Annotated in this window: 21 protein-coding genes; 20 read left to right on the top strand and 1 reads right to left on the bottom strand. The window is 63.5% G+C overall.

What is annotated here, in order from left to right; all coding sequences use genetic code 11:
* The first annotated feature begins 58 nt into the window (after window positions 1–58).
* From ugpB to ACQZ5H_RS09755, 11 genes are all read left to right on the top strand, one after another.
* The gene (ugpB, locus tag ACQZ5H_RS09805; protein WP_130280297.1) at window positions 59–1,369 is read left to right on the top strand and encodes a sn-glycerol-3-phosphate ABC transporter substrate-binding protein UgpB; all 1,311 of its coding nucleotides are present in this window, start codon (window positions 59–61) and stop codon (window positions 1,367–1,369) included.
* A gap of 64 nt (window positions 1,370–1,433) precedes the next feature.
* On the top strand, window positions 1,434–2,315 hold the full coding sequence (ugpA, locus tag ACQZ5H_RS09800; RefSeq protein WP_112714517.1) for a sn-glycerol-3-phosphate ABC transporter permease UgpA: 882 nt from the start codon (window positions 1,434–1,436) through the stop codon (window positions 2,313–2,315).
* 9 nt (window positions 2,316–2,324) lie between these two features.
* Window positions 2,325–3,173: a sn-glycerol-3-phosphate ABC transporter permease UgpE gene (ugpE, locus tag ACQZ5H_RS09795; protein ID WP_112516416.1), complete on the top strand. Its 849-nt coding sequence runs from the start codon at window positions 2,325–2,327 to the stop codon at window positions 3,171–3,173.
* Window positions 3,173–4,219, top strand: coding sequence for a sn-glycerol-3-phosphate import ATP-binding protein UgpC (locus ACQZ5H_RS09790; RefSeq protein WP_449097519.1), 1,047 nt, complete (start codon window positions 3,173–3,175; stop codon window positions 4,217–4,219). Before ugpE ends, ACQZ5H_RS09790 begins: the two co-directional genes overlap by 1 nt.
* Window positions 4,220–4,562: 343 nt before the next feature.
* Window positions 4,563–5,522 carry a ubiquinol oxidase subunit II gene (cyoA, locus tag ACQZ5H_RS09785; RefSeq protein ID WP_449097518.1) on the top strand — a complete coding sequence of 320 codons (960 nt, stop codon included), beginning with the start codon at window positions 4,563–4,565 and terminating at the stop codon, window positions 5,520–5,522.
* Window positions 5,522–7,498, top strand: a complete 1,977-nt coding sequence (gene cyoB / locus ACQZ5H_RS09780; protein WP_449097517.1) for a cytochrome o ubiquinol oxidase subunit I — start codon at window positions 5,522–5,524, stop codon at window positions 7,496–7,498. The genes cyoA and cyoB overlap by 1 nt, the downstream gene beginning before the upstream one ends.
* 9 nt (window positions 7,499–7,507) lie before the next feature.
* The gene (gene cyoC / locus ACQZ5H_RS09775) at window positions 7,508–8,128 is read left to right on the top strand and encodes a cytochrome o ubiquinol oxidase subunit III (RefSeq protein WP_449097658.1); all 621 of its coding nucleotides are present in this window, start codon (window positions 7,508–7,510) and stop codon (window positions 8,126–8,128) included.
* Window positions 8,128–8,487, top strand: a complete 360-nt coding sequence (gene cyoD / locus ACQZ5H_RS09770; RefSeq protein ID WP_449097516.1) for a cytochrome o ubiquinol oxidase subunit IV — start codon at window positions 8,128–8,130, stop codon at window positions 8,485–8,487. The genes cyoC and cyoD overlap by 1 nt, the downstream gene beginning before the upstream one ends.
* A gap of 68 nt (window positions 8,488–8,555) precedes the next feature.
* On the top strand, window positions 8,556–9,779 hold the full coding sequence (gene hemA / locus ACQZ5H_RS09765) for a 5-aminolevulinate synthase (protein ID WP_449097515.1): 1,224 nt from the start codon (window positions 8,556–8,558) through the stop codon (window positions 9,777–9,779).
* A gap of 22 nt (window positions 9,780–9,801) precedes the next feature.
* Window positions 9,802–11,799 (top strand): DUF2849 domain-containing protein, encoded by a 1,998-nt coding sequence (locus ACQZ5H_RS09760; RefSeq protein ID WP_449097514.1) that lies wholly within the window; start codon window positions 9,802–9,804, stop codon window positions 11,797–11,799.
* Entirely contained in the window at window positions 11,786–12,283 is a 498-nt protein-coding gene (locus ACQZ5H_RS09755; protein WP_449097513.1) for a DUF934 domain-containing protein, read from the top strand. Before ACQZ5H_RS09760 ends, ACQZ5H_RS09755 begins: the two co-directional genes overlap by 14 nt.
* Here ACQZ5H_RS09755 and ACQZ5H_RS09750 read toward each other — a convergent pair.
* Entirely contained in the window at window positions 12,266–13,645 is a 1,380-nt protein-coding gene (locus tag ACQZ5H_RS09750; RefSeq protein ID WP_449097512.1) for an aminotransferase-like domain-containing protein, read from the bottom strand. The two genes, ACQZ5H_RS09755 and ACQZ5H_RS09750, sit on opposite strands and share 18 nt — an antisense overlap.
* Before the next feature lie 99 nt (window positions 13,646–13,744).
* Between ACQZ5H_RS09750 and ACQZ5H_RS09745 the strand changes: the two genes are divergently transcribed.
* The 9 genes from ACQZ5H_RS09745 to ACQZ5H_RS09705 all read left to right on the top strand — a co-directional run bounded on the left by ACQZ5H_RS09745 (window position 13,745) and on the right by ACQZ5H_RS09705 (window position 21,768).
* Entirely contained in the window at window positions 13,745–14,581 is an 837-nt protein-coding gene (locus ACQZ5H_RS09745; RefSeq protein ID WP_449097511.1) for a methylenetetrahydrofolate reductase, read from the top strand.
* Window positions 14,582–14,628: 47 nt separating this feature from the next.
* Window positions 14,629–15,411, top strand: coding sequence for an IclR family transcriptional regulator (locus ACQZ5H_RS09740; protein WP_112714539.1), 783 nt, complete (start codon window positions 14,629–14,631; stop codon window positions 15,409–15,411).
* 188 nt (window positions 15,412–15,599) lie between these two features.
* Window positions 15,600–16,040, top strand: coding sequence for a hypothetical protein (locus tag ACQZ5H_RS09735; protein WP_413711988.1), 441 nt, complete (start codon window positions 15,600–15,602; stop codon window positions 16,038–16,040).
* A 72-nt stretch (window positions 16,041–16,112) separates the two neighbouring features.
* A complete protein-coding gene (hpaH, locus tag ACQZ5H_RS09730; protein WP_112714541.1) occupies window positions 16,113–16,898 on the top strand; it encodes a 2-oxo-hept-4-ene-1,7-dioate hydratase in 786 nt (261 codons plus the stop codon).
* 8 nt (window positions 16,899–16,906) lie between these two features.
* Window positions 16,907–17,671 (top strand): HpcH/HpaI aldolase family protein, encoded by a 765-nt coding sequence (locus ACQZ5H_RS09725; RefSeq protein ID WP_449097510.1) that lies wholly within the window; start codon window positions 16,907–16,909, stop codon window positions 17,669–17,671.
* Window positions 17,672–18,047: 376 nt separating this feature from the next.
* Entirely contained in the window at window positions 18,048–19,304 is a 1,257-nt protein-coding gene (locus tag ACQZ5H_RS09720; protein ID WP_449097509.1) for an ABC transporter substrate-binding protein, read from the top strand.
* Window positions 19,305–19,346: 42 nt separating this feature from the next.
* A complete protein-coding gene (locus tag ACQZ5H_RS09715) occupies window positions 19,347–20,063 on the top strand; it encodes an ABC transporter ATP-binding protein (protein WP_112714547.1) in 717 nt (238 codons plus the stop codon).
* A 2-nt stretch (window positions 20,064–20,065) separates the two neighbouring features.
* Window positions 20,066–20,845 (top strand): ABC transporter ATP-binding protein, encoded by a 780-nt coding sequence (locus ACQZ5H_RS09710; RefSeq protein ID WP_449097508.1) that lies wholly within the window; start codon window positions 20,066–20,068, stop codon window positions 20,843–20,845.
* Entirely contained in the window at window positions 20,842–21,768 is a 927-nt protein-coding gene (locus ACQZ5H_RS09705; protein WP_449097507.1) for a branched-chain amino acid ABC transporter permease, read from the top strand. The genes ACQZ5H_RS09710 and ACQZ5H_RS09705 overlap by 4 nt, the downstream gene beginning before the upstream one ends.
* The last annotated feature ends 1 nt before the right edge of the window (window position 21,769 follow it).

The raw sequence follows: 21,769 nt of genomic DNA, 5'->3' as shown, positions 1-21,769 counted from the left end.
CTGCGCCGGCAAGCCGTGACCGGCTGAAACGGCGCGGCAGGACACATAGGGAGGAACCATGTCCATTCGTTTCATCGCCGCATCGGCGGCAACCGTCACCCTGTCGCTCTCCTTCGCTTCGAGCGCTTTCGCGGTGACCGAACTGCAGTGGTGGCACGCCATGGCGGGCGCCAATAACGAGGTGGTCAACCAGCTCTCCAAGGAATTCAACGACAGCCAGAAGGACTACAAGATCGTTCCGGTCTTCAAGGGCACCTATCCGGAGGCCCTGAATGCCGGCATCGCCGCCTTCCGCGCCAAGCAGGCGCCGGCGATCCTGCAGGTCTTCGATGCCGGCAGCGGCGTGATGATGGGCGCCGAGGGCGCGATCATGCCGGCGGCCCAGGTTCTCGAAAAGGGTGGCTTCAAGTTCGACAAGTCGGAATATCTGCCTGGTATCGCCGCCTATTATTCGAAGCCTGATGGCACGATGCTGTCCTTCCCCTACAACTCGTCCTCGCCGATCCTCTATTACAACAAGGACACCTTCAAGAAGGCCGGTCTCGACCCGGAAAGCCCGCCGAAGACCTGGCCTGAAGTGTTCGAAGCTGCCAAGAAGATCAAGTCGAGCGGCGCCTCCTCCTGCGGCCTGACGTCCACCTGGCTGACCTGGATCCAGACCGAAAACCTCGCCGCCTGGAACAACGTTTCCTACGGCTCCAACGAAAACGGTCTTGCCGGCACCGACGTGAAGCTCGCCTTCAACTCGCCGCTCTTCGTTCAGCATTTCCAGGCGATCGCCGATCTCGCCAAGGACGGCACGTTCCGTTACGGCGGCCGTACCTCCGAGGCCAAGCAGCTCTTCACTTCGGGTGAATGCGGCATCATGACCGAATCCTCCGGCGGCCTCGGCGACATCATCAAGACGGGCATGAACTACGGCATCGGCCAGCTGCCTTACTATGAAGGCGAAGGACGTCCGCAGAACACTATTCCGGGCGGCGCCAGCCTCTGGGTCTTCGCCGGCAAGAGCGATGAGGAATACAAGGGCATCGCCCAGTTCTTCCACTTCCTGTCGCAGACCAAGATCCAGGCACGCCTGCACCAGGTCTCCGGCTACATGCCGGTGACCATGGCCGCCTATGAAGACACCAAGAAGTCCGGCTTCTACGAGAAGAACCCGGGCCGCGAAACGCCGATCCTGCAGATGATGGGCAAGGCTCCGACCGAAAACTCCAAGGGCGTCCGTCTCGTCAACCTGCCGCAGGTACGCGACATCATGAACGAAGAATTCGAAGCGATGCTCGCCGGCAAGCAGGATGCCAAGGCTGCCCTCGACAAGGCGGTCGAACGCGGCAATGCCGCAATCCAGCAGGCGATCGGCCAGTAAGTTACGGCGCAATGCCGCCCGCAGCTTCGGCCGCGGGCGGTCCCTTCATGCCAAGGAGATCGCCGTGCAGCGCGTCGTCTTTCCGAACAAGATCCTCCCCTATTTCCTGGTGGCCCCGCAGATCATCCTCACGGTGGTCTTCTTCTTCTGGCCGGCCAGCCAGGCGCTCTACCAGTCGATGCAGCGCGAAGACCCCTTCGGCCTGAAAAGCGGCTTCGTCGGCTTTGCGAATTTTCGCGATGTATTGGCCGATCCCAACTATCTGCACTCGCTCTACGTCACCGTCGTCTTCAGCGTTCTGACGGCGCTGCTCTCGATGGTCGTGGCGCTGGCCCTGGCGACGGCCGCCGACAAGGTGGTGCGTGGGCAGACCTTCTATCGCACGCTGCTGATCTGGCCCTATGCCGTGGCGCCTGCCGTCGCCGGCATGCTGTGGCTCTTCATGTTCAATCCGGCCATGGGCACCTTCGCCTATATCCTGCGCCGCAACGGCTTTCTCTGGGATCCGCTTCTGAATGGCAACCAGGCGATGACGCTGGTCATCGTCGCGGCCGCCTGGAAGCAGATCAGCTACAATTTCCTGTTCTTCGTCGCCGGCCTGCAGGCGATCCCGAAATCGCTGATCGAGGCAGCCGCGATCGACGGCGCCCGCGGCAGCCGCCGCTTTTGGACCATCGTTTTCCCGCTTCTGGCGCCGACCACCTTCTTTCTGCTCGTCGTCAACACCGTCTACGCCTTCTTCGACACCTTCGGCATCATCCATTCGGTGACCGGCGGCGGCCCGGCAAAGGCGACGGAAACGCTTGTTTACAAGGTCTATAACGATGGCTTCGTGAACCTCAATCTCGGCTCGTCCGCGGCCCAGTCGGTGATCCTGATGATCATCGTCATCGCACTGACGGCTTTCCAATTCCGCTTCGTCGAGAAGCGCGTGCACTATGCGTGAGGGCCTGAAATGATTGAAAAACGCCCCATCGCCAGCCTCATCGGCCACCTGATGCTGATCATCGGCATCATCATCGTCGCCTTTCCGATCTATTACACGTTCATCGCCTCGACGATGACCTCTGCCGAGATCATCAAGCCGCCGATCTCGTTGCTGCCGGGCAGCCACTTCACCGAGAATTACAGCGAGGCGCTGTTTGGCGGCGTCGAGCGCGCCGTCGGCGTCAGTCTGGAACGGCTGCTCTTCAACACCTTCGTGGTGGCGATCCTGATTGCCGTCGGCAAGATCCTGATCTCCTTCCTGTCGGCCTTCGCGGTGGTGTTCTTCCGCTTTCCGCTGCGCATGGTGTTCTTCTGGATGATCTTCGTGACGCTGATGCTGCCGGTCGAGGTGCGCATCCTGCCGACCTACAAAGTCATCGTCGATCTCGGCCTGATCGATACCTATGCAGGACTGACCCTGCCGCTGATGGCCTCGGCGACCGCAACCTTCCTGTTCCGGCAGTTCTTCCTGACGATCCCCGGCGAACTGCTGGAGGCGGCGCGCATCGACAATGCGGGACCGTTCCGCTTCATGCGCGATATCCTGCTACCGCTGTCGCGCACCAATATCGCCGCGCTCTTCGTTATTCTGTTCATCTATGGCTGGACGCAGTATCTCTGGCCGCTGCTCGTTACCAATGACGCGCAGATGAACACGATCATTATCGGGCTCAGGAAGATGGTGGATTTCACCGACGCGGCAACGCCCTGGAATTTCGTGATGGTGACGGCGATCCTTGCGATCATTCCGCCCATCCTCGTCGTGGTGCTGATGCAGCGCTGGTTCGTAAAAGGTCTTGTGGAGACGGAGAAGTAATGGCCAGAATCACCCTCAAGGATGTCCGCAAGACCTATGGCGGCGGCGTCGAAGTCATCAAGGGCGTTTCGCTTGATATCGCCGACGGCGAGCTCGTCGTTCTCGTCGGCCCCTCCGGCTGCGGCAAGTCCACGCTGCTCAGGATGATCGCCGGTCTGGAAGGCATCACGTCGGGCCAGATCGCCATCGGCGAGCGCGTCGTCAACGACCTGGAACCCTCGGAGCGCGATATCGCCATGGTCTTCCAGAACTATGCGCTCTATCCGCATATGACGGTGCGCCAGAACCTCGCCTACGGCCTGAAGAACCGCAACACGCCGAAGGACGAGATCGAGCGGCGGATCGTCAAGGCGGCGAAGTCGCTGGAGATCGAACCCTTCCTGGAGCGCAAGCCGCGCCAGCTCTCCGGCGGCCAGCGCCAGCGCGTCGCCATGGGCCGCGCCATCGTCCGCGAACCCGCGGCCTTCCTGTTCGACGAGCCGCTCTCCAATCTCGATGCCAAACTGCGTGTGCAGATGCGCGTCGAGATCAAGCGGCTACAGCGGGCGCTCGCAACGACCAGCGTCTATGTCACCCACGACCAGATGGAAGCCATGACGCTCGCCGACCGGCTTGTCGTCCTGAACGGCGGCCAGATCGAGCAGGTCGGAACACCGATCGAGCTTTACGAAAAGCCGGCCACCACTTTCGTCGCCACCTTCATCGGCTCGCCGTCGATGAACCTGCTGGAGACGAGCGGCAGCGGCTTTGCACTCGGCAACGGCGCCACACCGCTGCCGTCTGGTACCGCCACCCTCGGCATCCGCCCGGAAGACCTTCACCTTGCCGAACCGGGCAAGTCCGATGCCTTCACCGCCGATGTCCGTGTCGGCGCTGTCGAGCTGGTCGGCGCCGAAAGCTATGTCCACGGCACCTTGCCGAACGCTCAGGATATCGTCTTCCGCGTCCCCGGCCGCTCGCAGATCACCATCGATTCCCGCGTCACCATCGGCGCCGCCCAATCCAGCCTTCATTTCTTCGACGGCAACGGCAAGCGGATCGGCTGACCCCAGCCGTCATCCCCTGATCTTCTGCTTCTGAACAGCCCGGCAACGGGCTGCTCAGGAGCCGTTCTGCGTCTTGCAATCCCCTCAGCTCACCAAACGACCCGATTGCTGCGGCCTATGCGCTGCGCGACGTCGCGGAGGTATTGTATGGACCGTTATTTCAGAAATCCATACAATTAACGGTTTAGAGACACTCATTCGACGCCACTTTGTCGCAGATTGTCAGCTTTCACCGCGAGCAGGTTGATTGCGACGGGCTTTCCTGTTAGCGCATGCAGCACACAATCAATATTGTATGCGTATAAGGCATATTATGACAGAATTTTGTATGCGCCATGACGCAATGTCCGGCCGACCAAACCGTCGCGGCACGCTCTCCCGCGCTTTCCGTTTTCTCCGCACCGGCGGCGCAATGCTGCTGACGGCTGCCTCGCTCACCGCCTGCGAACATCTCGAGCTGATGAACCCGAAAGGCGATATCGGCGCGCAGGAAAAGACGCTGATCCTCGTCGCGCTCGGCCTGATGCTGCTGGTCGTCATTCCCGTCATGGTGCTCACGGTGTTTTTCGCCTGGCGCTACCGCGCCACGAATACCAAGGCGACCTATGCGCCGGACTGGGCGCATTCGACCAAGATCGAAGCGATCGTCTGGACGATCCCCTGCCTGATCGTCGGCATCCTCGCCGTGATGATCTGGGAAACCACCCATTCGCTCGATCCATACAAGCCGCTGGATTCGAAGCTGCCGCCGGTACGCGTCGAAGTGATGGCGCTGAACTGGAAGTGGCTGTTCATCTATCCGGATTACGGCGTCGCTTCCGTCAATCACCTGGCGATCCCGGCCGGCACGCCGATCAACTTCACGCTGACGGCGGAATCGATGATGAATTCCTTCTTCATCCCGCAGCTCGGCACGCAGATCTACGCCATGGCCGGCATGCGCACCCGGCTGCATCTGATCGCCGATGAGCAGGGCACCTATGACGGCCTGTCCTCGGCCTTCAGCGGCCCTGGCTTCTCCGACATGCATTTCGACGTGGTGGCAACGAGCCCCGCCGACTTCGACAAGTGGGTGGCGCAGGCCAAGAGCTCGCCGCTGACGCTGAATGCGGAGAACTACCGGTCGCTCGAAGCCCCGAGCATCAAGAACCCCGCCGCAGTCTACGCCAATGTCGATCCGGGCATCTTCGATTCCGTCGTCAACCGCTACATGGCCGACCGCATGCCGCAGACCGCGGATGCCGCCACCTCCGACATCTGCACGGCTGCCACTCCCTATCCGACCGCCTGGAACAACAACTGATGTTTGGTAAGCTCACTCTCGACGCCATCCCCCTCCACGAACCGATCATCATGGGAACAGGCGCGGTCGTCGCCCTGCTCGGCATCGCGCTCTTCGCCTGGGTCACCTATCACGGCTGGTGGAAATACCTCTGGGAAGAATGGATCACCTCGGTCGATCACAAGAAGATCGGCGTGATGTATTTCATCCTCGGCCTCGTCATGCTGCTGCGCGGCTTTGCCGATGCGATCATGATGCGTGTGCAGCAGGCGATCGCCAGTGACGGCGCCGCCGGCTACCTGCCGCCGCATCACTACGACCAGATCTTCACCGCCCACGGCGTTATCATGATCTTCTTCGTCGCCACGCCCTTCATCCTCGGCCTGATGAACGTCGTCGTGCCGCTGCAGCTCGGCGCCCGCGACGTCGCCTACCCGTTCGTCAATTCGCTGGGCTTCTGGCTGTCGGCCGTCGGCGCCGTGCTCGTCATGGTGTCGATGTTCGTCGGCGATTTCGCCGCCACCGGCTGGGTCGCCTATCCGCCGCTTTCGGGGCTTGCCTACAGTCCGACGGTCGGGGTCGATTATTACATCTGGTCACTTCAGGTCTCCGGTCTCGGCACGACGCTCGCAGGCATCAACTTCGTGGTGACGATCCTGCGCATGCGCGCGCCGGGCATGAACCTGATGAAGATGCCGGTCTTCGTCTGGACCTCGCTGATCACCAACATCCTGATCGTCGCGATCTTCCCGGTTCTCACGGCGACGCTCGCGCTGCTCGCCGCCGACCGCTACTTCGACATGCATTTCTTCACCAACGAGCTTGGTGGCAATGCCATGATGTATATCAACCTCATCTGGATCTGGGGTCACCCCGAGGTCTACGTGCTGATCCTGCCGTGCTTCGGCGTCTATTCCGAAGTGATCGCCACCTTCTCGCGCAAGCCGTTGTTCGGCTACAAGTCGATGGTCTACGCCACCTCGTCGATCGGCATCCTGTCCTTCTTCGTCTGGCTGCACCACTTCTTCACCATGGGCTCGGGCGCCAACGTCAATGCCTTCTTCGGCATCATGACGACGATCATCTCGATCCCGACAGGCGTGAAGCTGTTCAACTGGCTGTTCACGATGTATCGCGGCCGGATCCGTTTCCATTCGGCAACGCTGTGGACCATCGGCTTCATGGTCACCTTCGCCGTCGGCGGCATGACCGGCGTGCTGCTGGCCGTCCCGGGCGCCGATTTCGTGCTGCATAACAGCCTGTTCCTCGTCGCCCATTTCCATAACGTCATCATCGGCGGCGTCGTCTTCGGCTGCCTCGCCGGCATGAGCTTCTGGTTCCCGAAGGTCTTCGGTTTCACGCTCAACGAGTTCTGGGGCAAGGTTTCCTTCTGGTGCTGGCTGATCGGCTACTGGCTGGCCTTCACGCCGCTCTACATCCTCGGCTTCAAGGGTATGACGCGGCGCATGAACCACTATGAGGTGCCCGGCTGGCACCCCTACCTGGTCGTCGCGCTGATCGGCGCCATCATCATCGGCCTCGGCATCCTGGCGATCCTCGTTCAGCTCTATGTCAGCGTCCGCGACCGCGAGCAGAACCGCGACGTCACCGGCGATCCCTGGGATGCGCGCAGCCTCGAATGGGCAACCGCTTCGCCGGCGCCGTTCTACAACTTCGCCCATGTGCCGGAGATCACCTCGCTCGAGCAGCATTGGGAAGACAAGCAGACCGGCAAGGCGAACGAGCGCGTCTGGGAATACGAAGACATCCACATGCCGCGCAACACGGCGGCAGGCTTCGTGATCTCGGCCTTCAGCTTCGTGCTCTGCTTCGCGCTGATCTGGCACATGTGGGTCTTCGCGGCCATCGGCCTTGCCGGAATGATCGCAACCTTCCTCGCCCGATCCTACGACCGCGACGTCGATTACTACGTGCCGGCCGCAGAGGTCGCGCGGATCGAAAACGCACGCTTCGCCCTGATGCGCAAAGGAGCCTGACGGATGAACATTCACGTTAAACCAGACCAGCACGGCAGCCACGCCGGAGGCCATCACGGCCACGGCGAGCACGACAGCGGCGGCAACACCGTTCTCGGCTTCTGGATCTACCTGATGAGCGACTGCCTCATCTTCGCGACGCTGTTTGCGACCTTCGGCGTGTTGGCGGCCAATACCGCCGGCGCCCCGGGCGGCCGGGAGATCTTCGACCTCCCCTACGTCGCGATCGAAACCGTGATCCTGCTGATCAGCAGCTTCACTTTCGGCATGGCCGGGCTGCATCTGCAGGCGGGCGCGAAAGCCAAGGTCATGCAGTGGCTGGGCATCACCTTCGTGTTCGGCGCCGTGTTCATCGTCATGGAAATCCATGAATTCATGGCACTGATCGCCGAGGGCGCAGGCCCCAGCCGCAGCGCTTTCCTGTCGGCCTATTTCACGCTGGTCGGCACGCACGGCCTGCATGTGACGGCCGGTCTTCTGTGGCTCGCGACGATGATCCACCAGGTCTGGCGCTTCGGCCTCGACGGCGTCGTGCGCCGCCGCCTCGCCTGCCTCAGCCTGTTCTGGCACTTCCTCGACCTGATCTGGATCTGCGTCTTCACCTTCGTTTATCTCAGGGGCGTTCTCTGATGGCTCACTCTCCTTCCGAAACAGCGACGCATGCCAGCCTGCGATCCTATGTCTGGGGCTTCATGCTGTCCCTCGGCCTGACCGGACTTTCTTTCGGCGCCGTCATGAGCGGCGTGCTGCCCTCCGAGGCGATCCTGCCTATCATCACCGTACTTGCCGTGGTGCAGCTCCTCGTGCAGCTCGTCTTCTTCCTGCACCTCGGCACCGCACCCGACCAGCGCAGCAACACGACGATCTTCCTGCTGACGATCATGCTGATCGCCATCATCGTCTCCGGTTCGCTCTGGGTCATCCACAACGCGAACGTCAACATGATGCCCTCGGGCATGACGATCGAGCGCGCCAAGGCGCTCGACTGATCCCCCTTCATCCCATCGACTGAGCCGCCGGTCGTTCCCCCAGCCAGGCGGCGGAAGAGAGCAAGGCAATGGACTATGCTGCTAGATTTGAGACCCTTCTTTCCGAGCTGAAGCTCGACGGCCGGTACCGCACCTTCGCGGAACTCGAACGCATCGCCGGCGAGTTTCCGAGCGCGCTGTGGCACGGGCCGACGGGCGAAACCCGGCATGTGACGGTCTGGTGCAGCAACGATTACCTCGGCATGGGCCAGCACCCCGACGTGCTGGCCGCCATGCACGCGGCGATCGACGATTTCGGCGCCGGCACCGGCGGCACGCGCAACATCTCCGGCACCAACCGCCAGCATGTGGCGCTGGAAACCGAACTTGCCGATCTGCACGGCAAGGAAGGCGCGCTGATCTTCACATCCGGGTGGATCTCCAATCTCGCGGCGCTCGGCACGCTCGGCAAGGTACTGCCCGATTGCGCCATCTTCTCTGACGCCCTGAACCACAATTCGATGATCGAGGGCATTCGCCGCTCCGGCGCCGAGCGCTTCATCTTCCGCCATAACGACGCTGCCCATCTCGACGAACTGATGAGCAGGATCGATCCCGCAAGGCCGAAGATCGTCGCCTTCGAGAGCGTCTACAGCATGGACGGCGATATCGCGCCGATCGCCGAGATTTGCAACGTCGCCGAAAAGCATGGAGCGCTCACCTATCTCGACGAGGTGCATGCCGTCGGCCTTTACGGCGAGCATGGCGGCGGGGTTGCCGAACAGCTCGGCGTCGCCGATCGCGTCACCATCATCGAGGGCACGCTGGCCAAGGCCTTCGGCGTCATGGGCGGCTATATCACCGGCCCGGCCACGCTGATCGACGTCGTGCGCAGCTTCTCCGACAGCTTCATCTTCACGACCTCCATGTGTCCGCACCTGGCGGCAGGCGCGCTGGCTGCCGTGCAGCACCTGAAGGCCCATCCGCAGGAGCGCAGCGAGCAGCAGGCGAATGTGACGCTGCTGAAGCAGATGATGAAGGCCGCCAACCTGCCGATCCTCGACAGCGCCAGCCACATCATTCCGCTGATGATCCCCGACGCGCATCTCTGCCGCGCCACCAGCGAATTCCTGATGCGCGAGCACAACATCTACGTCCAGCCGATCAACTACCCGACGGTCGCCCGCGGCCAGGAGCGGCTGCGGATCACGCCGACGCCGTTCCACACCCAGGCGCACATGCGCGCGCTCGTCTCGGCTCTCTGCGAGGCGCGCGAAAAGCTCGGCTGGTTCGGCCACTCGGCCGCCGCCTGACATTGCCCCAGAGGAGACGACCATGCCTGCCCATATGATAACAGCCAACCGGCTGAGCGACGGCGTAGCCGTCTGGTTCGACACACGCGGCCGCTGGACCGAGGACCTCGGCAAGGCAACCATTATCGAAGACGAGCGCCTTGCCGAACTGATAGAAACGGCCCGGCTTTCCGAACGCGGCAACATCGTCGTCGACACCCGCACGATCGAAGCCGAGTGCGTCGAGGGCGAATGGGTGCCGGCAGTACGGCGCGAGCGCCTGCGGGGTACGGGGCCGAGCGTGCGGCGAGACCTCGCGACACCCGGCAAGCCGGCGCGGTGGCCGCAGCCGCCCTTTCCGGAGCTCCCGTCGGCGACCTCGTCGTCGCCCTATGCCGGTATCTACCGCTATGACGAATACGACCGGCAGTTCCTGCGCGACCGCGCCGAACAATTCCGCCAACAGATCAACCGCCGTCTGGCGGGAGAGCTCAGCGAAGAGGAATTCAAACCGCTGCGGCTGATGAACGGCCTCTATCTGCAGCTTCACGGCTACATGCTGCGCGTGGCTCTGCCCTACGGCGTCGTCAGCGCCGCACAGATGCGCCAATTCGCCTATGTCGCCCGCTATTACGACCGCGGCTACGGCCATTTCACGACGCGCCAGAACATCCAGTTCAACTGGCCGCGGCTCGAAGACGCCGCCGATATTCTTGCCGTTCTGGCCGAGGCCGATCTGCACGCGATCCAGACCAGCGGCAATTGCGTTCGCAACGTCACGACCGACCATTTTGCCGGAGCGGCGGCCGAAGAAGTCGTCGACCCCCGCCTCTACGCCGAGATCCTCAGACAGTGGTCGACCGACCATCCCGAGTTCACCTACCTGCCGCGCAAGTTCAAGATCGCCATCACCGGCAGCCCCGAAGACCGCGCCGCCGTGCGCGTCCATGACATCGGCATTCTGGCGAGCCGCAACGAGGCCGGCGAACCGGGCTTCACCATCTATGCCGGGGGCGGCCTCGGCCGCACGCCGGTGGTTGGCACCAAGGTGCGCGACTGGTTGCCGGTGCGCGATCTCCTGCGCTATGTCGAGGCGATCCTGCGCGTCTACAACGCGCTCGGCCGCCGCGACAACATCTACAAGGCTCGCATCAAGATCCTGCTGCGCGAGATGAAGCCGGAAAACTTCATCCGCATGATCGAGGACGAATTCGCCGCCCTGCCAGACGATCACAACGTTCTCCACGAGGAGATCGTCGAAGCCGTCGCCGCCCGCTTCAACCCGCCGCCTTTCGAGGCATTGCCGGAGATACCCGCAGAAAAGGCGAATCGCGGCTTCAGCCTTTGGGCGAAGAGCAATACGCATCCGCACAAGCAGCCGGGCTACATCTCCGCCGTCATCTCGCTGAAGCCGGAGGGCGGCATTCCGGGCGATATCAGCGCCGACGAGATGGATGTGGTCGCAGACCTTGCCGACCGCTACTCGCTCGGCGAGATCCGCATATCCCATGAGCAGAACCTGGTCCTGCCGCATGTGCGCCAGGCCGATCTGCAAGCCTTGTGGACCGGCCTGGTGGAGGCCGGGCTTGCAAGCGGCAATATCGGCCTGATCACCGACATGATCGCCTGTCCTGGCATGGATTACTGCAGCCTCGCCACCGCCCGCTCGATCCCCGTCGCGCAGCGCATCGCGGCGCGCTTTGCCGATCCCGACCGGCAGCGGCAGATCGGAGCGCTCGACCTCAATATTTCCGGCTGCATCAATGCCTGCGGCCACCATCACGTCGGCAATATCGGCCTGCTCGGCGTCGATAAGAGCGGCGAGGAGGTCTACCAGATCACCCTCGGTGGCGCCGCCGACGAGAAGGCCTCGATCGGCAGCATCATCGGTCCGTCGGTCGCCTCCGACAAGGTGGTCGATGCCATCGAAGCGATCACCGGCGCCTATCTGGCCGAACGCCAGGACGGCGAGCGGTTCATCGATACCTACCGGCGTCTCGGCCCGGCGCCGTTCAAGGAGGCCGTCTATGGCGCTGATTAATCACCTCGGCGAGGAGCTTCCCGATCGCTGGCTCTATCCGCAGCCGGAGACCGATGCGATGCCGGCGCCTTACACCGTTGTGCCGGCCGAAGCCCTGCAGGGGCTGGAGCGCCTGCCGCCGGATGCAAGGCCGGCCGGCGTCCTGCTGCGGCCGGAGCAATCGGCCGATTTGATCGCACCGCTGCTCGATGAGTTCGATGTGGTGGTCGTCCTGTTCGAAAAATTCCGGGACGGCCGCGGCTTCACCATCGCCCATGCGCTGCGCAACAAGCACCGCTTCATGGGCGACGTCCGCGCCATCGGCCATCTGCTGCCGGATCAACTGCCACTGCTGCGGCAATGCGGATTCACCTCGATCGTCACCCCGGCGGAACACCCACCGGCCCGGTGGAGGAACGGCAATGCCGCCCAGGACCAGAGCGTGCAGGCCAAGCCGCTGCTGCAGCGGCTGATGAACAACCGGTCGTCAGACCACGGCGCGTGACGCCAGCGAAGGCTGTGCGATCAGACCGGAGAGAAGCGTCAACGCATCCTCCAGAGCGCCGCGGTCGGGCGCGACGCCGAGCGAAATGCGGACCGCTTCGGTCGTCGCGCCTGCCGTTGCAAAGGCTGATGCCGGTACGATCGAAACGCCGGCACGATCTGCATGTTCGGCGAAATCCGCCGCCCGCCAATGATCAGGAAGCGTCAGCCACAGGTGGTGGCCGTGCGGATCGGCGGCAAAGGGAATGCCGCCGAGAATGGCGGCGGCAAGTTTCTGGCGGACGGCATTCTCGGCGCGAATGGCCGCCGTCAGCTCATTGAGCGTGCCGTCGGTGATCCAGCGGCTGGCAAGCGCCGACATCAGTGGCGGCGCCATCAGGATCGTCGCGCGCAGCACGCCGGCAAGCCGCAGCCCCTGCCCGGCATTGGGCGCCACGACATAGGCAACGCGGAGCGCCGGCGTGGCGCATTTCGACAGCGTCGCGATATGCCAGGTAATGTCGGGCGCCAGCTCTGCAAACGAGACGATCCGCTCCGGCTGCAACGAGCTGTAGGGATCATCCTCGATGATCGCCACGCCGTAGTGACGGGCAAGCGAAACAAGCGCTTGTCGCCGCGCCTGCGGCAGCGTTGCCGTGCTCGGGTTGTCGATCGACGGAATGACGTAGAGCGCCTTCGGTGGCGCACGGCTGCAAAGCCGCTCGAAGGCGTCGGGGATGATGCCCTCGGCATCCATCGCCAGCGGCTCTAGCCGGACGCCCTTCTGCATCGCCACCGCCTTGAGGCCGGGATAGGTGACCTCGCCTGCGGCGATGGCATCACCGCCGCGCAGCAACAGATCGCAGACGGCAAACAGCGCGCTCTGCGCCCCGCCGGTAATGACGATGCGCTCGGCGGAGATGCCTGAAATACGCTGGCCGAGCCATGTGGCAGCAGCCTTCCGGTCGATCTCGGCGCCGTTACTCTCCTGATAATGCAAGCTGAGCAGGCCGCGCGATCCGGCCAGAACCTCGGCGATCCCCTGCGGCAGGGCCTTCTTCAGATTGGCCGATTGCGGCTGCGGCGGGATATTCATGCTGAGATCGATGAGCGGCGCCCGGCGTTCCAGCGGGCCGTTTTCCTCCAGCCGCTCGCTGATGAAACTGCCGCGGCCGGCCTGAGCCTCGACCAGTCCGCGCCGCCGCGCCTCGTTGAAGGCGCGTGTCACGGTGGTCAGATCAACGTTCAGCGCCTCGGCGATCGTGCGCTGCGGCGGCAGCCGTTCACCCGGCGTCACCCGGCCCGCGCGGATGTCCGCCTCGAGCGCCTCGACGATGCCGAGATATTTCATGCGGGCGGTTTCATTCAGCCGCGGCTGCCACATAAGATACCCTCCATGTATGCCGCATTGACATACATTTTTATGCCCATGTATGGCAATCCCGATGCGCCGCAAAACTGCTGGTATTGCTAGGGGAAGAGAATGTCTGAACGACGCGGCTTGTGGGCGGACTACGCGCTCGAGATCACCGGCAAGGGTATCGGCGAGATCGAAACCGCCCGGCCGGTAATCGCGCCGGACACGCCGGTCAATATCGCCTTCCTCGGCAACGAGATGCATGCCCAGCGCATCGAGGCCGCGCGCATCCTGCGCCGCTCCGGGTTCGAGCCGGTGCCGATCATCTCCGCCCGCCGCCTGACATCGGAAGACGACGTGGAGACACTGATCGGTGGGCTGAAAGCCGCCGCTTCTCCGCAGCGCTTCCTCTTCGTCGGCGGCGATCCGGCCACCGCAGCCGGGCCTTATTCCGATGCGATGACACTCCTCGAAAGCGGCGTTCTACAGCGCCACGGCATCGCCCGCGCAGGGATCGTCGGCTATCCCGAGGGACATCCGAAGATCAGCGATGCGGCGCTGTGGCAGGCGCTGCTCGCGAAGCTGGCCTTCCTTCGCGACAGCGGCTGCGAGACCGAGATCACCACGCAATATGGTTTCGATGCGGATGCCATTATCGGCTGGATCGCCAGGCTGCGGAATGCGGGCATCCATGTGCCCGTCCGCATCGGCATTCCCGGCCCGTCGCGGGCGGCAACGCTGATCCGCTTCGCCCGGCAATTCGGCGTCGCGCGCGCTCCTGAGCCGCTCGGCGATCCCGATGCGGTTGTCACGGCCGACCGCTTTGCAGCGCGCCTGCTTGAAGGTCTTGAGAGGCGGGCGCTCGGCAACGTGTTCTTCCATCTGTACCCGTTCGGCGGCATCGCAGCAGCCATCGAGTGGTTGAACCGCGTGGTGGCGCCGAACCATTCTGCTATTGACTGACGGCGGTCAGCGGCTACGAAAAGGGGACCAACCCAGAAGAAGCATCGATGACGCCGCCAGACTCTTCCCCGACCAAGGCCAAGGGCCAACGCAACGAGATCCGCCTGATCGCGCGTGCCGCATCAATCCTGCGGGCGCTCGCCGAGGAGCCTTCGGGGCTCAGCCTCGGCCAGATCGCCAAGCAGACCGGGCTTGCCCGAGCAACCGTGCAGCGGCTGGTGGGGGCAATGGAAGTCGAGCGGCTGGTGGCGACCGAAGTGGACAAGGTCGGCGTCAGGATCGGCTCGGAAATCCCGCGGATCGCGACGCTCGCCTATCGCGATATCAGGCAGTTCTTCCGCACGGCGATCGAGCAGCTGCATCAGGATGTCGAGGAAAGCGTCGATCTGACCCTGCTGCAGGGCAACGCCGCCGTGGTGATCGACCAGGTCCAGGGCGCCGGGCGGGTGCTGCGCGTCGTCTCGCAGGTCGGCTCAGCCCTTCCTCTCTACTGTACCTCGAACGGCAAGGCGCATCTGTCACAGATGTCCGATGCCGATGTCGCCGAAATCATCGCCGGCGGATTGCCGAAGATCACGCCGCAGACAATCACCGACGGCCCCACGCTGCTCGCCGAAATCGCCAAGATCCGCGCCGGCGGCATTGCGGCCGACGAGGAGGAATATGCGGCGGGCGTCTGTGCGCTATCGCTTCCGGTTCGCGGCGTCGGAAATGCCAGTTATGCGCTCGGCGTCCTGATGCCGCGGCAGCGATATGACGAGCGCGCCGGACTGGTGCGCGAGGCGCTGGCAAAGTGCCGGGCCTCGATCGAGACCGTAACCGGCCACTGACCGACCGGTCTTCGAGATCCGATAAACTCAAGCAAAATTAGTTGGTTAACTCGCGACGCCGCGTGCCCGCGAGGCTGCGTGGCGTTTTGCCGTTGACAATTTCCCGCTCACGTATCTACAATTTCGATACAGCTGTACCGTATAACGATACAGTTTTGGATGCCGCAGCCTTTCTGGAGGAGGAAACCATGCTGCTTGCCGTGAAGATTCTTTTGACCATCGTGACCCTCGGTTACAGCCTCATTCCGGCTCTGGCCGATCTCAACAAGACGCACGCGACCAACCCGCGCTGGACCGGCCATGCGCGCTTCCATTGTGTGTGGCAGGTGGTGAGCTACATCATCCTCGCCATCGCCATGCTCGCCATCATCTGGTTCCCGATCCTGCCGGAACGGCCGCAGCTGATCCTGCCGTTGGTGGCTGCCGTGGCGGTCTATGGCGGCTTCTTCGCCGCCGTGCTCGGCAAGCGGTTCTACGCGGGCGAGAACTACGACGAGAACGGCTACCTGCCGGTTGGCGGGCCGCTCGGCCTCGCACTCGACGTCAACATCACCATCTTCACCACGATGGTCGCCTTCGTCGCCGTCACCGCATTTCTGGTGTCGCAGCTTGTGACCGCGGCCGTCTGAGGCCCCCCGAGCACATCAGGAGAGCGGCCGCATCCCGGCCGCTTTCGCCATCCCGTTTCAAGGACATCCGAAATGCCACTGACCGAAGCCCAACTCGACGCCGCAGCCCGCTCGCTTTTCGATGCGGAAATGAGCCGCGCCGTCATTCCGCAGCTCTCGAAGAGCCATCCCGAACTCGTGCTCGCCGAAAGCTATGAGATCCAGCGCCGCTGGGTGAAACACCATCTTGCCGAAGGCCGCCGCATCGTCGGTCACAAGATCGGTCTGACATCGCGCGCCATGCAGATGGCCTCGAAGATGACCGAACCCGATTACGGCGCCCTGCTCGATCACATGATGTTCCGCGACGGCCAGACAATCCCTGCCGGGCGATTCATCAAGCCGCGGCTCGAGGTCGAGCTCGCCTTCGTCCTGAAGGACGATCTGAGCGGCCCGGGCTGCAACATCTACGACGTGATGCGCGCCACCGAAGTCGTCGTTCCCGCGCTCGAGATCATCGATTACCGCACGGAAGTGCCGCGCGCGATCACCGATACGATCGCCGATAACGCGGCATCGGGCGGCGTGGTCGTCGGCGGGCGGCCGGTGCGGCCGTTCGATGTCGATATCCGCTGGGTCGCCGCGACATTGTCGAAGAACGGTATCATCGAGGAATCGGGCGTATCGGCCGCCATCATGGGGCACCCGGCCGCCGGCGTCGCCTGGCTCGCCAACAAGCTTGCCGACCAGGGCGAGGTCCTGCGCAAGGGCCAGTTCATTCTCGGCGGCTCCTTCACCCGCCCAGTCGATATCGTCTCCGGAGACGTCATCCAGGCCGATTACGGCCCGCTCGGCGCCATCGGCATCTCCTTCGCATAGGTGACGCCATGCCCCGCAACCTGTTCAAACAGGCCCTCTCGGAGGGCCGCCGCCAGCATGGCCTCTGGTGCACCCTGTCCTCTGCCTTTGCCACAGAAGTGGTGGCAGGGGCGGGTTACGACTGGCTGCTGCTCGATACCGAACATTCGCCCGCCGATGCGCTGACCGTGCTGCCGCAGCTCCAGGTGATCGCCGGCTATCCCGGCGTCTCCGCGATCGTCCGGCCCGCCTCCAACGATGTAGTGCTGATCAAGCGGCTGCTCGATATCGGCGCCCAGACGCTGCTGATCCCCTATGTCCAGAACGCGGCGGAGGCGGAAGCCGCCGTGCGCGCGACCCGCTATCCGCCATGCGGCATACGCGGCGTCTCCGGCCTGACCCGGGCGACCCGTTTCGGCCGCGAGAAGGGCTACTTCGACAAGGCGGCCGAGGATCTCTGCGTCATCGTCCAGATCGAGACGGCGGAAGCGCTCGGCAACCTGAAGGCCATCGCGGCGGTTCCGGGTGTCGATGCGCTCTTCGTCGGTCCCGCCGATCTCGCCGCCAGCATCGGCTTCGGCGCCGATCTTAGCAATCCCGGCCTGCGCAAGACGGTCGTCGATGCGATCAGCAAGATCAAGGCGGCAGGCAAGCCAGCCGGGCTTCTGAGCGGCGATCCTGTGCTGATGAAGATGGCGGCGGAAGCCGGCGTCGATTTTCTCGCCGTCGGCGTCGATGCCGGGCTGCTGGCGCGGTCGTCGGAAGCGCTGCTCACGCAGGCGGCATCGCTCTAGACGGGCGGCCGATAGCGCCCGGTCTGCGGGCTGCGACATGCTCTGCCGTGGCTTCCTGCCGCGCTGATTTCCTGTTGATTTTCAATAGGAAAGGCGCGGCATTGCCGTATCTGCGGCCCGGCAGGAAAACGCCGAAAAATCGTTAATGTCTTATTTTTTTCATATTGACGTAATCATGAAAAATAATAGACTTCACTGCAGATCAATACCAGACAGTCAGCCCGCCCGTTCAGGCCGCGGAATGTGAGTTCGACGCCCCGCGCATCGCGGCGGCGAAGGGTCTCGCTCGGCCTCAAAACGATCGGTCACGCATGCCCAATCGCCCGGAGATGTCCTCCGGGAGACAGGTTCTTTGCTGCCAATAAAGGGGAACGATATGACGGCAAGCCTTATCAGCATGAAGAGAATTCTCGCAGGCGCATTTCTGCTTACCGCTTTGCCCGCCGGGCAAGCGCTGGCGGCGGACTGTAGCATCAGCATCGGCCGTATCGTCCCGATGACCGGCCCGCTCGCCGATGTCGGCAAGGATACGCCGTGGGTCGACGACAACAAGCTGAAGCCGATCAACGACGCCGGTGGACTGAAGGTCGGCAACGATCTCTGCAAGATCAGCTACAAGATCTATGACAGCAAGAGCACCGTCGCCGGTTCGGCCGAAGCCGCCACCCAGGCCATGCTGCAGGACAAGGTGGATTTCCTGATGGCGCAGGGCACGCCCGATACGACCAATGCGCCCTCCGATCTCTGCGAGCGCAACAAGATACCCTGCATCGTCACCAACACCCCGGTCGAAGCCTGGCTTCTCGGCCCCGACGGCAAGCCGAAGGAATACAAATACGCCTTCGAATTCTTCTTCTCGGTGCCCGATCTGGTGAAGAACCATGTCGGCATGATCAAGGCGCTGCCGGGCGGCTTCAACGGCAAGATCGGCTATCTCTATCCGAACGATGCCGACGGCACCGTCTTTGCCAAGATCTTCGATCCGGTCTTCAAGGGCGAGGGCTGGAAGCCTGTCGATCCCGGCCGTTTCCAGCAGGGGCTGCCCGACTTCTCCTCGCTGATCAACCAGTTCAAGCGCAACCACGTCGAGGTCGTCGCCGGTGTGCTCGCCCCGCCGGATATGCAGAACTATCTGCAGCAGGCCGCCCAGGCCGGTTTCAAGCCGAAAATGTACATCATCGACAAGGGCACCGGATATCCGGAGCCGATGGCGGCCCTCGGCGAGGTCGGCTACGGCCTGCTCTCGGTGAATTTCTGGTCGCCCGCCTATCCTGGCAGCTCGTCCTTCGGCGGCTATAGCGGCCAGGCGCTGGTCGATAGTTTCGAGAAGGCGACCGGCAAGCAGTATATCCCGCCGCTCGGTTACGACGATGCCTCCTATGACGTGCTGCTGAGCGCCATCCAGCGCGCCGGCACCAAGGACAGGGAAGCGGTCCTCGCCGCGCTACGGACCACCAAGGTCGATACCGTCGCCGGTCCCGTCGCCTTCAACAAGCAGAACTTCTCGGTCCAGCCGCTCGGCGGCGCGCAATGGCGCTTCGACCAGGCGCAGGGGAAGATCATCAAGGAAAACGTCTTCAACGCCGTCTACCCGTCGGTCCAGAAGACGGCCGAGATGAAGCTCTACGAATAGGGCGCCTTCGATCTGCGACACATCCGGACGGAGACACCCGACATGACCAGGATTCTCGAAGTCACCAATCTCACCAAATCCTTCGGCGCGCTCACCGTGGCGAAGGACGTGAGTTTCCATGTCTCGGAAGGCGAAGTGCTTGGCGTGATCGGCCCGAACGGCGCCGGCAAGACGACGCTGTTCGGCATGCTCTCCGGCCATATCAAGCCTTCGTCCGGCATGGTGCGGTTCTGCGGCAAGGACATTACCACGGCGCCGCCGCATCGCCGTGCCAGGCTCGGCATCGGGCGGACCTATCAGGTGCCGAAGCCTTTCGGGCAAATGACCGTCGAGCAGAACCTGCGCGTGGCGGCAACCTTTGCCGGACAGATGGACCAGCGTTCCGCCGACCATTGGGTCGGCGAGACGCTGGCGCTGACCGGGCTTTCGGCGCATGCCGGCATGCTCGCCGGCAGCCTGCCGCTGCTGGTGCGCAAGCGCCACGAGCTTGCCCGTGCGCTCGCCATGCGGCCGCGCCTGCTGCTGATCGACGAAGTGGCGGCGGGGCTGACCGAGGAAGAGGTCAGCGCCTTCATCTCCATGGTGAAAAGCGTGCGCTCCCTCGGTATCGCCGTCGTCTGGATCGAGCATGTGATCCGCACGATGCTGACCGCCACCGATCGCCTGATGGTTCTGGCTGGCGGCGAGATCGTCGCCGACGGCAATCCCGACAAGGTCATGGCCCTTCCCGAAACCCGCCGCATCTATCTAGGAGCCTGACGATGGCCGCGACCGAAACCATTCTCGCACTCGACGAAATCTCCGCCTTCTATGGCGAGCTGCAGGCGCTGTTCGATATCGATCTCGAGCTTCGCCGCGGCGACATCCTGGCGCTGATCGGCGCCAACGGCGCCGGCAAATCGACGCTGCTGCGGACCATCACCGGACTGACGGCAGTCGGTGGCAAGACGCGGCTGACCGGCCGCATGCGCTTCGAGGGCCAGGCGATCGAACGCCTGCCGCCCGAGCGAATCGTCGAGATGGGCATTGCCCTCGTCCCGGAGGGGCGGCGGCTGTTTTCGCGCATGAGTGTCGAAGACAATTTGCTTTGCGGCGCCTACCTGCCGGTCTGGCGCCGTAGCGCCCGGCAGAGACTCGATGAAATCTACGATCTCTTCCCGCGGCTTGCCGAACGGCGCCGCCAGATCGTGACGCAAATGTCCGGCGGCGAGCAGCAGATGGTGGCGATCGGCCGGGCGCTGATGACCTCGCCGCGCCTGCTGCTGCTCGATGAAGTCTCGCTCGGGCTTTCGCCTGCCACCGTCGAGGACCTCTACGGCAATCTGCAGCGGCTGCGCGACGGGCTGACCATCGTGCTCGTCGAGCAGGACCTGCAGCGGGCGATGCGGTTTGCCGGGCGGGCTGCCGTGATGCTGGAAGGCCGCATCGTGCTTTCCGGCGAGACTTCTTCGCTGAGCCGCGAGGCGATTACCACCGCCTATTTCGGCGGCGCCCGCCACTCCCATTCACCGATGCCGATGCCTGTCGAGGGAGCCCGATGACCATGACGATGGAGGATTTCTACTGGGCCTGGATCGACCTTGCCAACGGGCTTATGACGGGGGCGACGCTCGGCGGCTACTACGCTCTGATCAGCGTCGGCCTTGCGCTCAGCTTCGGGGTCATGAAGCTCGTCAACCTCTCGCATGGCGACTGGCTGATCCTGGCGGCCTATCTCGCCGTCGTCATTCTCGGGCTCTATCCGGTCTCGCCTTTCTGGGCGCTGCTGCCGCTGGTGCCGGTGATGTTTCTCATCGGCTATGCCCTGCAGCGCGGACTGCTGAACCGGGTCTCAACCTTTGCCGTCGAGCGACGCGGCCTCTCGCCGATCATGGGCATGATGCTGCCGCTGCTGATCACCTTCGGCATCTCGACGGTGCTGTCGCAGGCAATGCAGGTGGTGTTCAGCACCAACGCCCAGACGATCCGCAACAGCTATTCCTTCTCGGCGATCGCGCTCAGCGACGATCTTAGCATCTCGACGCTGCGCTTCGGCTTTCTCGTGCTTGCCGCCCTGCTGATCGGCGCGTTGGCGCTGTTCATCCAGCGCACCCATATCGGCCGGGCGATCCGGGCGACATCCGATGATGCCGAGATTGCCGCGCTGATGGGAATGCGGACGGCTCATGTCTATGGCGTTGCGGCCGGGCTCTCGCTGATGTTTGCCGCCTTCGCGGGGTTCATGATCGGCATGTCGCGCTCCTTCCAGCCGTTCGATGGCCCTCCCTACCTGCTGACCGCCTTCGGCGTCGTCGTCATCGGCGGGCTCGGATCGCTCGGCGGCTGCTTCCTCGGCGGCATCGCGCTTGGCATCACCCAGGTTCTTGCCGGCACCTATTTCGGGCCGGCGGCGCAGCAACTCGCCGGCTACCTGCTCATTCTTCTCGTACTCGCAGCACGCCCCCAGGGGCTCTTCAAGCGATAGG

This window comes from Rhizobium sp. 21-4511-3d (assembly GCF_053522545.1).
This window is presented reverse-complemented; position numbering and strand designations above follow the sequence as displayed.